Source organism: Aureimonas sp. Leaf454, assembly GCF_001424685.1.
GTDB lineage: Bacteria > Pseudomonadota > Alphaproteobacteria > Rhizobiales > Rhizobiaceae > Plantimonas.
The window spans coordinates 110,560-124,606 of record NZ_LMQT01000003.1; the positions used below are offsets into that span (position 1 = coordinate 110,560).

Genomic DNA, 14,047 nt, shown 5'->3' on the forward strand with positions numbered 1-14,047 from the left:
CGGAGGCAGGGCCTGCGACCACGACTCCGGCTCTGTGCTACTTCTCGCCAGACAATTCTGACGCTTCGCCATCGAGGCTGACGGCATCGCCACACAAGGTTGGCATGCTAAACTCTACCGTGTAGCTTGTCGGAGAGTGGTGGACCGCCTTCGGCCAAGGCTACCCGCGAGGCGCGTGGCCAAGTCCAACGACCTAAATGCCTCGCGATGAAGCCTTAGCACGCAAGCATCTTGGCGGCGGAAACTGTCGGTAGCAAATTGAGAGAGACAGTCCCTGCGTCGTCATTCCGACGCAGCAGCAGGCGGATTAGCCGCTCGTCCTCGAGTTGTGCAAGACGTCCGGCACCGCAAAAGCGCAACGACCAAGTCGAAGATCACGCCTCAAGGATGGCGACAAAATTATCGAAGACGATCGGTTTGTCGAGCCGGGCGACCACCTCCATTCCGGAAGCGTCGCGTACGGCTTAGTGCATCTCCCGCCACGACCGCATGACGATGCCCACGAATGCCGTAAGCCCGTCTAAGTCTACGGGTGGCATGCGCCCGATCAGGTATCCAGGAGCGGCTACGGCTATGAGGTGAGCCGGAGACAGCGTCCGTGCGACGACGTCGTGAATAGCCGCTGTATCGAGCACTGGGAAGTCAATACGCTCCCCAGCGTGCTCGCGCAAATCCGCGCGAAGTGATGTTTCGGGCCTTCTCGACTTGATCCTCGTGACTTGATCGCGCGGGTCGAGAGGACCGCATACAAAAACTTGATGCTTCAGCGCACGTCAAGGAACGACAGGTTTGACCACGATGTCCCACCTCGATCATGCGGCGTCTCTTGGAAGGTCCGGGACGTTCCCGTCGTCGAGAAGACGCTGGCGATGGACAGCGTCTTCGTCATCGCGATGATCTTCTCGTTCTTCGCGGTTCCCCGCATCTACCAGCACCGGGTCCTCTTCTGGGGCATTCTCGGCGTGATCGTGCTCCGAGCCGTCATGATCGGTTTCGGTGCCGCGATCGTGTCGAATTTCGCTTGGGTGCTTTACGTCTTCGCGGCCTTCCTGATCGCGACCGGCGTCAAGATGCTGATGTTTGGCGAGAAGGAGCGACCGCTCGACTAGAACCCGTTGGTGCGGTTCATGAAACGCCGCCTCAACGTCACCGCGGACCATCACGGCGAGCGCTTCTTCGTTCGCCAGCCCATTCCGACCACGGGTAAGCAGGCCCTGTTCGTGACGCCTCTTTTCATGGCGCTTGTCATGATCGAGGTTGCCGACGTCGTCTTCGCCGTTGACTCCGTGCCCGCGATCTTCGCCATCACGACCCGTTCATCGTCTACACGTCCAACATCTTTGCCATCCTCAGCCTGCGCGCCCTGTACTTCGCCATGGCCGCGATGATCCACCGCTTCCAGTACCTCAAGGTCGCGCTGTCGCTGGTGCTGATCTTCATCGGTTCGAAGATCTTCGCCGCGGACCTCCTCGGGATCGACAAGGTGCCGCCCGCGATCTCCCTCGGCGTCACGTCCTCGCTGCTGGTCGGCGGCGTGGTTTGGAGCTTGTGGAAGACGAGGACCCCGGTCACCGACAAGAGCGCGGGGTAATGACGAGCCGGAAGGAGGCCCTGGGGCTGACGGGGCCGCCCTCATGGCTAGCAGCAAGACGCGATTGCGGAGAGCGGGACGACAATGCACGCGGGCTCACCGTTCGCGGGAACGATTTCTTAACTCCGCTTCGTGGGACGAATGTTCACGGGTTCAGGCGCATCGTTGTCCCCAACGTATGCCAGGGGGCCGAGACAATGCTGAAATCCATCCTGATCAGCCTTGCGCTCACGGCGGCGTTTTCCGGCGGCGCAGCAGCCGAAACGTTGAACCTCCTCACATGGGAGAAGTACATCTCCCCCCGTGTCGTCGAGACATGGACGCGCGAAACCGGCATCGAACTGAACCAGATCTTTTTCGACAGCGGCGAGGATCGAGACCGCATCATCGCGGGCGGCAATTCGGAAATCGATATCGCCGTCATGAACGAGAGCGTGACGAAGGTATTCCTGCGCAAGGGCCTTCTGGACGCAGTAACGGAAGCGACCGTACCTACGATCGGCAACTCTGTTCCGCGCTGGCGCGAACGATGCTCCGGCTATGGCCTCCCGTACTTCTGGGGCACCCTCGGCATCGTCTACCGGGCGGACAAGGTGACGGCACCAACGTCATGGTCAGACCTGCTTCGTCCTGCTCCGGAACTGGCCAGCCACATCGCCATGATGACCGGGTTCGACGACCTCCTCACCCCGTCCCTGATCCTCAACGGCAAGTCCATCAACACGCAGGCCAAGGACGAACTCCAGGTCGCGTTCGCCACGTTGAAGGAGCAGTCGCCGTCCGTCAGGACCTACAACTACATCATGAGTTCGTCACAGGACGCGAAGATCGGTTCGGAGCTGTTCATGGCCCTCGCCTACAGCGGGGACCAATTCGCTCTCGCGAAAAGCGACGGGCACGACTGGCGATACGTGTTGCCGAAGGAGGGGTCGGTCCTTTGGGTGGATTGCATGGGGGTCCTGACCGCCTCCAAGCGGCGAACGGCAGCCCTCAAGTTCCTCGACTTCCTGAACCGGCCGGAGATCTCCGCCATGAACGCGGCCGACCTGTCGCTGCCGACCGCCAACGCCGCGGCCGTGCCGCTTCTGCCCGCAGGGATGCGGGACAATCCCGAGGTGTTCCCAACCCAGTCGGTGATCGACGCCAGCAGCTTCTACGAGGAAAACGGGGCACAGACGGTGCAGGTCCGGAAGCGGATCGCGAACTCGCTGATCAACTATCATGACTCTCGCTAGGCGCGCCCTCTACGTCATCCTTCCGGTCGTCCTCGTCAGCAATCTGCTGGTCGCCTGTGCCGTCTACTGGCTCCAGGCTAGCATGATCGAGGACTCCGAACGCACGCGCTTCACCACTCGCATGGAGCGGCTGGCGGACGCCTTTGTCGACGAGGTGGAGTTCACGCGCAACCTCGTCTTCTCCATGCTGGCGGGAGAGACCGTTCAGGACTTCGTGCGCGAGGAAAATCCCGAGTTCCAGGTGACGGGTCTTGGGGTCAAGGTCCAGGACGGCATCAGGTTCCTGTCAGGGGCAGCGAACCGTTTCGTCTCGTTCGCCATCGTCGCGCCGGACGGGTCGGTGGCGTATTATTTCGAGAACAGCGAGGACCCCTTCGCCGAGATGCGCCCCGAGCAGGTTGTAATCGCGAGGCGTCTCCTCGAAAGCCCGAACGCTTCCTCGGACGAGTACGTCCCGAACGATGGCGCCGGCCTCGTCGTCCATTCCCAGCTTATCGACCGACGCACGTTCGAACCCCCGCTCGCCAGCCAGCGGGAGTTCTCATACGTGATCCAGTCGGCGGTGAAGCCGAAGGACTTCGCGGCCCTGAGGGCCGCTCTGGAAGCGGACTACGGCTCGGCCGTGAGCCTCGGCCCGCAAAGCCCTTCGACTGTGGCAGACGCTGCCTTCGCCCGCGACGTCGCGCATGACCTGACGCTTCGCGGCGATTTCCCGGCAGCCCACGTGGCCGTGTCGCTGCTGCGCCTGAAAGGGATTCTGGCGTCAGGCAGCGTAGTCCTCAGCCTCCTGTCGGTGGGCCTCCTCATCTTCCTGATCAAGAGAACGGTCACTGGGCCCATCGCGCTGTTGGACCGCGAGGTGAAGGAGGTCATCGACGGTGCCCGGGAGGAGCTGAGCGCAACCGAGCGCACAGGGGAAGTCGGGCGCCTGTCAATCAACATCAAGGCGATGCACGACGAGACGCTCCGGGCATTCCGGAACGTCCAGCAGATGACGTGGACCGACCCGCTCACGGGGATCGCCAACCGTCCTCGGTTCAACGTGGTCGGCCAGGAATGGATGGAGGCGACCAATGCAGGGAGGGGAGTGTTCTCCCTCCTGTTTATCGACCTCGACAACTTCAAGGGCGTCAACGACGTGTTCGGCCACGCCGCGGGCGACGCCGTGCTGAAGACCTTCGCGAATCGTGCCGCGGATCTTGCCGCCTCTTGGGGGGCCAGGCAGGTGGAGGCAATTCCGGCCCGGCTTGCCGGCGACGAGTTCGCCTTCCTCGTGCGCGGAGATAGCGAAGTGGCGATCAGGCTTGCTTCGGACATCCTCGAGCTGTTTGTCGGAGGCCTCCAAGCGGGCCGCAAGACGTATCCCGTCAGCGTCAGCGTCGGTGTTGCGACCGCGCCCAAGCACGCCGACGCCTTCGACGAACTCATCTCCTGTGCTGACTTGGCGATGTACCGTGCCAAGGCGGCGGGCCGCGGCCGTCACGCCGTTTTTGAGCAGTCGCCCCGAGCGCTCCTCGAGGCATCCTGACTGCGAAGGCCAGCCAGTGGTCTTGCCCTAAAACCCGCCAAGCGGCGGAGCGCTGCGTGCGGAAAGGCCCGGCCGGCCTGTAGGCTTTGTTCACCCGTCAGGCTGCACGGACCGCTCCGACTTCGGTGCGGGTCGTGCCCCGGGGGACCCGCACGACCACGCGGCACCCTTCTGCGTAGGACGTGTCGATTTCCATGGACCCCTCGTGCAGTCCGATCACCCTGCGGCACAGCGTGAGACCGATGCCCGTTCCCCCGGAAGCCTCCTCCCCTTGCTCGAAGACCCCAAAGACGCGCTCCACCTCGGCCGCGGATATGCCGACGCCGTTGTCTTCGATGGAGATGACGTCCTCATTGTCCTCGGCCTCGTGCCGCACGACGATGACGGGCGGCCGGTCGTCGGACCGATGCCGGATCGCGTTCTCGACGAGGTTCTGGAACAACTGCCTGAAGAGGTCCGGCTCTACGGTGAGGCTAGGCAGCCTTGAGCTGCGCAGGCTCGCGCCGTGCCTGTCGATCATCGAGGACAGGTTGAAGCGGACCTCCTCCACAAGGAGGTTCAGGTCGGTGAGCCGCCTGTCCAAGTGGTTCCGGTGCTCTGCCCGCGTTGAGGCCAGAAGTGTCGACACCTGCTGGGCCAGCCCCCGCGCGCATTCCGACACGAGCCCCATCACGTGCTCCGACTTCGGGCCGAGCATCGTCTCGCGGTCATTCCGCACCACGTTGACCGCGCTGGCGATGCTTGCGAGCGGCGAGCGGAGGTCATGGGCGGCGAAGGCCGCAAACTTGGCGAGGCGCTCGTTGGCCTCCACCAGCGAGCGCTCGCGCTCGGCAAGCTCGGTAATGTCCGTGCTGATACCCAGCAACCTCGGCTCGCCCTCCGCGCTGGAGAAGGCGATCTTGCGGGTCAGGAGATAACGGCGGCGACCGAGGTAATCGAAGATCTCTTCGACGATCTCCGACACGCCCGCCGTCATCGCCCGATGGTCCTCGGCCAACCAGATGGCCGACTCCTCGGCAGTGAACGCGTTTACCGTGGTGGTGCCAACGATCGAGCCGCGCATGCTGGGAGGATACAGCTCGAGAAAAGCACGGTTCGCGTAGATGATGATGCCGTCGGCATCCTTGACGAACACGAGGTTCGGGTCGTGTTCCATGACGAGGTAGAAGAGGCCGAGTATGTTCCGCATCCGTCCCCTCCGAACGTTGCCGCGAATCATAATAAAGCGTTACTGGTCTACGATGCCATGAGCTGCTCGTTTCGTCATCCTCTGGTGCTGCGACTGTTGCGCAGTTCACCCCGGTTCCTCGCGTCGGGTGTTTCATCCATCTCGATCCTACGGTCCAGCGGCTCGAGAAGCCCGGGAATGTTCCGCCTCGGCCATGTCCGCCGAACTTGATCAAAGCTTGAGATCCATGTCCGACACCGAATACGACGGAGCGGTAAGAGCCGCTGCGAAATACCTCAGGAAGCAGCACCGTGGGGACGCGGTGCTCGAAGCCAAGGTGGGGCGGCGTCATGCCGACTTGGTCGGCAACAAGGCTACTGTCGACGCGTTCGACGCCATGCTCGCCTACCTTGGGAACCGTCCCCGCGTCGGCTGATCAGGCGGCGGCCGAGCCAAGACAGATGGTGTCGACCACAAAGCGGTCGCGGCTCCGCCGCTTCGGCCGCTGAAGCGCGCGGCCCGCCGATACGTTCAATTCGTCAAACTGCCCGCACGAGCTTCATCGGGTGGGCTGGGTCGAATTTGAACGACGCCCCCGCTCAGGCCACCCGTCGAGGAACGCGATTGACTTCCGAGGCGTACTTGCAAGTGAAGTCGGAAGTCGTCATCGGCCTGCCGAAGAGGTACCCCTGCCCTTCTAGGCAGTAGGACCGCATGTTCCGGGCCTGTTCCGCGGTCTCAATGCCCTCGGCGATGACCTCCAGCCCGAAGCCGTGTGCAAGTCGGGAGATCGCTTCGACGATCATGCGGTCGCCGTCTCCACAGCCGGGACCGCTGACGAAGGAGCGGTCGATCTTGAGGCGCGTGACGGGGAAGTCCTTCAGCATCGTAAGGGACGCGTAACCCGTGCCGTAGTCGTCGAACGCGATCCCGACGCCCAACTCGCGCAGTTCGCGAAGCGTCGCATCGATCCGGGACTCGTTGCGCAGGATCGTGTTCTCGGTGATCTCCAGTTCGAGGCCGCTCCCGGGAAGCCCGGTTTCGCCGAGCACCCTCTCCACGACGGCCGCGAGGTCGCCGGCCCTGAACTGGGCGGCGAAGAGGTTCACGCCAATGCGGAAGCCGGGCAACCCCGAGGCCCGCCAACTTGCCGCCTGTTCGCAGGCGGTTCGGAGAATCCATTCTGAAACCGGCACCGCAAGGAGGCTGTTCTCCAAGGTGGACAGGAACGCGGCGGGCGCGAGCGTCCCGCGCTCCGGATGGTTCCAGCGGATCAAGGCCTCAGCCCCGGCGACGAAGCCGTCCGCGAGGCGAACCTGGGGCTGGTAGTGGAGTTCGAATTCTCCACGCTCCCACGCCTGACGAATGCCGGAGCTCACGGACGTCCGCGTTTGCGCGGTCGGACGTAGTTCCTGGGTATAAAGGCGAGCACGCCCCTTCCCGTCGGACTTGGCTCGATAAAGCGCAAGGTCGGCTTCCTCGAGAAGCGAGGAGGCAGTCCATGTCTCAGCCGGGGAAACGGCAACCCCTGCGCTGGCTCCGACGTAGACCGAGCGTTCCCCGAGCTCAAGTGGACGCTCAATTTCCGAGATCAGCCGGTCGGCCAGAGCCGAGGCAACCATGGGATCCGCCGAGCCGTCGACGACAATGACGAACTCGTCGCCGCCGAGCCGACACGCCAGTCCTCCCTCGGGAACGGCGTCATGCAATCGACCGGCGATGGCTTTCAGAACTTCGTCGCCCGCCGCATGGCCGAGGCTGTCGTTGACGTCCTTGAAGCCATCGAGGTCGAGAAAGATCAAGGATGCCGCACGTGCCCCTTCCGCCACCGCGACGAGCCGGCTGGTGAGAAGGGTGCGGTTGGCAAGGTCGGTCAGGGCGTCGTACTCGGCTGCGTACTTCAGCCTTGCTTCGTAATCGAGCCGCCCCGTGATATCCCGGGCGATCGCGCCGAAGCGATGCTCTCCGCCTTCCATCCAATGAGACAGTGACAGCTCGATCGGGAACTCTGTTCCGTCCCGTCGAAGCGCGGGAACGGTGACTAAGGTGCCGACGAGCTTGGTGGGAAGTCCGGCAACGGCACGCCGCAGCCCTTCCTCGTGGCGCGGCCAGAACTGTTCCGGGATGATGATGTTCAGGAGCTGCCCGACGGCCTCTTCGGCCGTGTATCCGAACATGCGCTCGGCGGTGCCGTTCCAGGACAGGATCCGGTTTGCGCCGTTCGCGCAGACGATCGCGTCGGCCGAAGATCCGGCGACGGCGTCGAAGCGGCGGCGCCCGTCCGCTTCCGCGGCCGACAGGCGGCGGATCTCAAGCTTGTCCATGACGAGCGCGGCAAGATCGAGAAGCGACAGGCGTTCGTCCGCTGACAAGCCATGAGGCCGCGGGACGACGTCCTTGATGCAAAGGGCGCCGATGACGAAGCCGTTGCCCGTCACAAGGGGCGCCCCGGCGTAGAACCGGATCCTCGGTTCCTCCGTCACCAGGGAAGACTGGCGGAAACGTTCGTCCAGCGTCGCGTCCGGCACCACCATGACGTCGCGGCCGAGGATCGTGTGGGTGCAGAAGGAGCCTTCGCGAGCCGACCCGCACACGTCGAGCCCTATCCGTGCCTTGAAGAATTGGCGATCCTCGGCGACGAAGGAAACGAGCGCGATCGGAACGCCAAAGCTCCGCCGGGCAAGTCGCACGATGGTGTCGAGCCCCTCTTCGGGGGGCGTGTCGAGAACTCGGTACGACTTGAGCGCAAAGATGCGATCGGCTTCGTCCGCGGCTACGGGATGAGGAGACAGCTCCGTCATTTGTTTTCCTTCCGGATCGGCGTCCCGCACGCTTTGACCCGTTGCTATGTGGCTGCTGCTTCTTCCGTTGATGCGTCTTCCTGTTGGAAAGCCGACGCTGACACAGAGTCGTTATCAAACCGCACAATCGCACCTCCAATTTTTCAGGGGCGGCGCAACACCGCGTTCACTCCGGGCGGCTAACTTGACGCCATGGCCGTTGTTGCACCCACGTCCGCTATCGATGGCGTCGACCTTCTCGTCTGCGCCCTGTCCACCATCGACCAGGCCGTTCTTGTCCTGGATCGCGACAGGCGCATTGTCTTCTCCAATCCCCAGCTTCGCCTGATGTTCGACCTGCCTGCGGATCTGCTGCGGCCAGGGGCAAGGACGATTGCGCTGAACCGTTTCCTGGCGCTGCGCGGTGACTATGGCGCAGGCGATCCCGACGTCCAAGTCGAGGCGCGGGAGCTGATGCCCCGGACAGGAGCCAGCTTCCGGCAGGAGCACGTTCGCCGCAACGGGATGCATGTGGAGATCAGCGGCAAGCCCGTGGACGGAGGCAACTACGTCATCACCTTCATGGACGTCACGGAGCGGCGCACCCTCCAGCTCGAGCTTGAGGACATCGTTCGGCTCCGCACCTCGGAGTTGGAGCGTGCCAACGAGGAGCTGACGAGGCTCGCTTCGCTCGATCCGTTGCTCGGCATCGCCAACAGGCGCGCGTTCATGGAGGCAGCAGTAAGACGATGGCGACAAGTTCGCGGAAGCGAAGCCAACCTTTTCGTGTTTCTCGTCGACCTCGACAGGTTCAAGGCGGTAAACGACGCCTACGGCCACGCGTGCGGCGACCTTGTTCTCGAGCACGCGAGTGCCGCCATGCAGACGGCGCTCGGACCCGAAGACCTTCTGGCTCGGTACGGAGGGGAAGAGTTCGTGGTGCTGCTCGCCAGAGCCGAGGCGTCATTGGCAAGGCAGGCGGCCGACGCCCTGAGAACCGCGGTTGCCGCAAGCCGAGTCCGGTTCGAGGACAAGGAAGTGACTGTCACCACGTCTGTCGGCATGGCGCGCGCCGAACCCGGGGAAGCGACGGTGGCCCTGGCGATCGCGCGTGCCGACATGGCGGTCTACGCGGCCAAGGATGCCGGACGGGATCGCGTCGTCGAGTTGCTGTAGGCGGTGGACGGTTCATGCGGGCTCGAACCCGTTCAACCGTCGTTAACCCCTCTTCCAAGACACCGTCGATCGAAAGGAGCCTTTTAAGACAGATCGCCGAGCGTGGTCGCAGCACCGCCGGAGACTCCTATGGCCGCCTACATCGTCGACACCGTCCATAACGAGGAAGCGCGCCTCAACGCGCTGCGAGACCTCAACCTCCTCGACACATCCCCGAGCGACAGCTTTGACCGCCTCACGCGAATGGCGAGCCGCCTCCTCGAAGCCCCGGTGTCGACTATCTCCCTGACGGACCGCGACCGCCAATGGTTCAAGTCGAAGGTCGGCGTCGACATCACCGAGATCCCCCGCGAACAAGCCCCTTGCAGCTACGCCATCGGCGACAACGAGATCTTCGTGGTCCCCGACCTGCAAGCCGACCCCCGCTTCGTCGGCAGTCCCCTGGCGGAAGCGGGCATCCGGTTCTACGCGGGCGCTCCCCTCTTCACGCGACAGGGCTACGGCCTGGGCACGTTGTGCGTCGTCGACGACAAGGTCCGCGAGCTCGACGACGAGGGTCGCCAGGTCCTGCGTGACCTTGCCGGGATGGTGATGAGTCAGATCGAGCTCCAGACCGCCATCGGACGTGTCGATGCGGCGACGGGCCTACCGAACCAGAACCAGATGTTCGAGGATCTGGAGTACCTAGCTCGGCAGCACAGGGATGCGGAGGCATCCGCGATGCTGTTCGAGCTCGTCTCCCACCAGCAGTACGGCCAGGGCCAGCGCGTTCTCGGAACGAACTTCACGGAGGCGCTGATCCGGGGCGGATCGGATCGGCTGAGACCGAGGATGGGCAACACGGCACGTCTCTACCAGGTCGGCCCTACCCGCTTTGCCGTTCTGCTGACCCCGCAATATGGCGGCGACCCAGCCGCCTTTGCGGCGGAACTGACCGAGGTTCTGGAACTGCCCATTTCTTGTGCCGGGATCCCTGTCACGCCCACGGTGGCGGTCGGATCCTGTTCCTTCGTAATGGGCGAACTCACACCGCGCGACATCCTCCGGCGCTTGCTCAATGCCGTCGAGGATGCATGCGACTCCGAGGACGGCCACGCCGTCTACTGCCCGACCCACGACCAGAGACAGGCACGCAGCTTCATGCTGCTGAACGACTTCGCCGCGGCCCTCCACGTGGACGACCAGCTCGCCCTGCACTACCAGCCGCGGATCGACCTCGCGACCGGACGGTGGCGCGGGGTCGAGGCCCTTCTCCGATGGACCCATCCGCAGCTCGGACCGATCCCTCCGTTCGAGTTCATCCCAGCCGTCGAGCAGACCGCGCTCGCCAAGCCGCTCACCGAGTGGGTGGCACGCACAGCGTTGGCACAGGTCGTCTCATGGGAACGGGATGGCCTGAGCGTCCCCGTCTCGATCAACGTCTCCGCCCTCAACCTCGACGAAGCAGACTTCGCGGAGAGGATCCTCGCGATCGTCGCCACGTCCGGCGCGGCGGCGGAGCTCCTGGAGCTGGAGTTCACCGAAAGCGCCGTCGCGAAGAACGCCTGCCGGGTGGTCAGGCAGTTGGAGACGCTGCGCGACGCCGGAATCCAGATCGCGATCGACGACTTCGGAAGTGGCTACAGCAACCTGTCCTATCTCCAGACCCTGCCGACCTCGGTCCTGAAGATCGACCGGGCCTTCATCACGAACCTGGAGGCATCCGTCCGTGACCAGAGACTCGTCCGATCGATGATCGACATGGCGCATGACCTCGGCTACCGGGTCGTCGCCGAAGGCATCGAGACCCAGGAGGCATACGACCTCCTCCGGGAGTGGGGCTGCGACGAGGGCCAGGGTTATCTGATGGCACGGCCAATGGCCCCGCTACAGGTGTTGTCCTGGCTCAAGCCTCGAGATCTCGCCTCGGTCGCATAAGCCGCGAAGGCAGCGCGACGCCATTGGCCAAACGTCGGTCGGGAAGGTATCTCTACGTCAACGTTTGTCGAAACGGGCAGCGAACGGCTCCTCCCCTCCCTCCGGCCCGACCAGGAAACTGAGCGGCAGGACGGCCGAGAGGCCTGTCGCATCCAGCCTCTCGATGGTGCCGAAAAGCTGTCTCTCGAGGCACAGGCGCACCAGACGCAGACCGAAGCCCGGCTCCGAGGGCGACATGATCCGCCCCCATTGAAATGGTCCGCCCTGAAGTATGGCTTTGAGAGCCTGAAGGAGGATGGACATGGCAAGACGACCCAAGCCGGAAGAGATCGTCGCGAAGCTGCGGCAGGTTGACGTTCTGGTGTCGCAAGGAGGATCAGTTGCAGACGCGGTGCGCTCGATCGGCGTGACGGAGGTCACCTATTACCGCTGGCGCAAGGAGTTTGGCGGCCTGAAGGTCGACCAGGTGAAGCGTCTGAAGGACCTGGAGACTGAGAACCAGCGGCTTCGCAAGGCGGTCGCCGAACTGACCCTCGACAAGCTGATCTTGGCAGAGGCCGCACGGGGAAACTACTAAGCCCTGCGCGCCGGCGCGCTTGTGTCGACCACGTCATGACGGTGACGAAGCTGTCCGAGCGGCGTGTGTGCCGCGCCCTCGGGCAACACCGTTCGACACAGCGTCAGGTGCCGCGGGGCCGAGATGACGAAGAGCAGCTCACAGCCGATCTCATCGAGCTGGCCCGTCAGTATGGCCGGTATGGGTACCGGAAGATTGCAGCCCTGCTGCGAGATACGGGTTGGGTCGTCAACGACAAGCGTGTCGAGCGGATCTGGCGACGCGAAGGTCTCAAGGTGCCAGCCAAGCAGCCCAAGCGCGGACGGCTCTGGCTGAACGACGGATCATGCGTTCGTCTGCGGCCGGAACGGCCCAACCACGTGTGGTCCTACGACTTCGTGGAAGATCGCACCCACGATGGACGCAAAATCCGGATGCTGAATGTGATTGACGAGTTTACGCACGAATGCCTCAGCATCCGGGTCGCTCGCAGGCTCAACTCGACAGATGTCATCGATGTCCTGTCGGACCTCTTCGTCCTCCGTGGTGTTCCTGGCCATGTCCGGTCCGAGTTCGAAGGGTCAGCCATCGATCCAGTGAATCGATGGCCCTGAGAACGGGCCGGAGTTCATCGCCAAGGCCGTGCAGGATTGGATCACGGCCGTCGGTGCCAAGACCGCGTACATCGCACCTGGAAGCCCCTGGGAGAACGGCTATGTTGAGAGCTTCAACGCTCGCCTTCGCGACGAACTCCTCGACGGCGAGATCTTCTACAGCTTGCTCGAGGCGCAGATCGTCATCGAAAGCCGGCGGCGGCATTACAACACGATCCGGCCACACGGATCGATCGGCTACAAACCGCCGGCACCGGAAGTCTTCGTGCCAGCCTTTGCCGCTTGGCCGACTGCGCTGACCCGACCGGCTTCGCCGGCCAAGCTACCGCTGGTGCAGAGACCAATCCTGAACTAACTTTCCAACCGGACCACTCAGTGGGGGCCGATCAGTGCCGGGGTCTTGCTGCTGGAAGGCATCTTGCCCGGGCCTCGCGTAGTCGCCGGCCGCAGGCAACCCACTGTCAGACGACGGAGATGCTGGGCGTCCACATGGCGGCGACGCTTCGCGATGGTCGGCAGCATGCCCGCGTCATGGTCAGCCGCACGCCAGACGCTGAGGCACAGAAATGCATTCCAAGGCCAGCACGCCACCCATGTAACGACCGCCAGCCATGCTGGCGCCCCGACCGCCAGCATGTGTGGCGACGCGACCGTCGTCAGGTTCAGGGTGTGCCCCAACCGTCTGTTGGCTGTAGAACAGTCGTCCCTTAGAGCAGCAAGCTGCCAGAATGCAGCGCTTTCTCCATCGATAACGTAAGGCTGTGACAGTGATGAGGACCAGACTAGCTGCTGCTGCTGCTGCTGCTGCCATTTTCGGAGCCGCTCTTGCGCCTGTCCAATCACAAGAGCCCCCGTTGATCGATCCCGCTAGTCCGTTTCGGCTGGGCGAAGGGTATCCAGAAACGCCTGCGACCTGCGAAACGATCAGGCACTGGGTCAATCAAGCGCCAGACTACGACGGCCGTATCAGCATGACGATCGTAGGCTCAATCGTCGAAAGCCACTGGGACGGAGCATTGGCTTATCTCGTAATGTGTGCACCGACAGGCGTGCAGGTGATGTGTGTCACTTATGCGCCTCGCGACGCAGCGCCAGACGTATCCGTGATGATGGCCGGGGGCTACCAACGCATCGACGAGAACAAGGTGATGCTGGATCCCTGTCTTGCAAGAGACGGCTGACTTCGCTTTCGAACGCGAGCTCTCGTGCACGGCTTGTCCGCTTACGGCTCCGTCTGAACTCAGCATTACGTGGACGACGATCTCTAACTAGGCGAGCCGTGTCCTTGACGGCATCGGGCCGCTGGTAGCTTGCGACACCACTCAGGCGTTCGGACCGGTCGCGATCCGCCCGGAGCGGACGAACGAACGAGGAGCATCGAATCGCCACTTGAAGCGGAGCACCAGGGCACGTTTCCCTCACCATGACGGATCAACCGACGGTGAGGCGCGGTGAACCGCAAAACGTTAAGTCGAACGGATT

9 protein-coding genes and 2 pseudogenes are annotated in these 14,047 nt (G+C 63.4%); 8 read left to right on the plus strand and 3 right to left on the minus strand.

Annotated elements, in window-relative coordinates:
• Positions 1–848: 848 nt before the first annotated feature.
• The 3 genes and pseudogenes from ASG43_RS06245 to ASG43_RS06255 form a co-directional block, all read left to right on the plus strand.
• Positions 849–1,561, plus strand: a pseudogene (locus ASG43_RS06245) (TerC/Alx family metal homeostasis membrane protein); the annotation flags it as partial.
• 29 nt (positions 1,562–1,590) lie between these two features.
• Positions 1,591–2,826 (plus strand): spermidine/putrescine ABC transporter substrate-binding protein, encoded by a 1,236-nt coding sequence (locus ASG43_RS06250; protein WP_082490677.1) that lies wholly within the window; start codon positions 1,591–1,593, stop codon positions 2,824–2,826.
• Positions 2,813–4,354, plus strand: a complete 1,542-nt coding sequence (locus ASG43_RS06255; RefSeq protein ID WP_056501866.1) for a GGDEF domain-containing protein — start codon at positions 2,813–2,815, stop codon at positions 4,352–4,354. Before ASG43_RS06250 ends, ASG43_RS06255 begins: the two co-directional genes overlap by 14 nt.
• A 97-nt stretch (positions 4,355–4,451) precedes the next feature.
• On the opposite strand, the gene ASG43_RS06260 is transcribed toward ASG43_RS06255, so the two are convergent.
• Positions 4,452–5,543: an ATP-binding protein gene (locus ASG43_RS06260; protein ID WP_056501869.1), complete on the minus strand. Its 1,092-nt coding sequence runs from the start codon at positions 5,541–5,543 to the stop codon at positions 4,452–4,454.
• Positions 5,544–5,769: 226 nt separating this feature from the next.
• Between ASG43_RS06260 and ASG43_RS06265 the strand changes: the two genes are divergently transcribed.
• On the plus strand, positions 5,770–5,958 hold the full coding sequence (locus ASG43_RS06265; RefSeq protein ID WP_156386514.1) for a hypothetical protein: 189 nt from the start codon (positions 5,770–5,772) through the stop codon (positions 5,956–5,958).
• 163 nt (positions 5,959–6,121) lie between these two features.
• Here the strand turns inward: ASG43_RS06265 and ASG43_RS06270 are convergent, their stop codons facing one another.
• Positions 6,122–8,323 carry an EAL domain-containing protein gene (locus tag ASG43_RS06270; RefSeq protein WP_200939479.1) on the minus strand — a complete coding sequence of 734 codons (2,202 nt, stop codon included), beginning with the start codon at positions 8,321–8,323 and terminating at the stop codon, positions 6,122–6,124.
• A 192-nt stretch (positions 8,324–8,515) separates the two neighbouring features.
• On the opposite strand from ASG43_RS06270, the gene ASG43_RS06275 reads away from it, so the two are divergent.
• Both ASG43_RS06275 and ASG43_RS06280 read left to right on the plus strand, forming a co-directional pair.
• Entirely contained in the window at positions 8,516–9,478 is a 963-nt protein-coding gene (locus ASG43_RS06275) for a diguanylate cyclase (RefSeq protein WP_056501873.1), read from the plus strand.
• A gap of 129 nt (positions 9,479–9,607) precedes the next feature.
• On the plus strand, positions 9,608–11,395 hold the full coding sequence (locus ASG43_RS06280) for a sensor domain-containing phosphodiesterase (RefSeq protein WP_056501876.1): 1,788 nt from the start codon (positions 9,608–9,610) through the stop codon (positions 11,393–11,395).
• Positions 11,396–11,452: 57 nt separating this feature from the next.
• Here ASG43_RS06280 and ASG43_RS06285 read toward each other — a convergent pair whose 3' ends face one another.
• Complete coding sequence (locus ASG43_RS06285) at positions 11,453–11,698, minus strand: hypothetical protein (RefSeq protein WP_056501879.1); 246 nt, start codon at positions 11,696–11,698, stop codon at positions 11,453–11,455.
• Here ASG43_RS06285 and ASG43_RS06295 point away from each other — a divergent pair.
• A pseudogene (locus ASG43_RS06295) lies at positions 11,697–12,920 on the plus strand (IS3 family transposase). The gene ASG43_RS06285 and the pseudogene ASG43_RS06295 sit on opposite strands and share 2 nt — an antisense overlap.
• Positions 12,921–13,419: 499 nt before the next feature.
• A complete protein-coding gene (locus tag ASG43_RS22040; RefSeq protein WP_156386515.1) occupies positions 13,420–13,746 on the plus strand; it encodes a hypothetical protein in 327 nt (108 codons plus the stop codon).
• Positions 13,747–14,047: the final 301 nt, after the last annotated feature.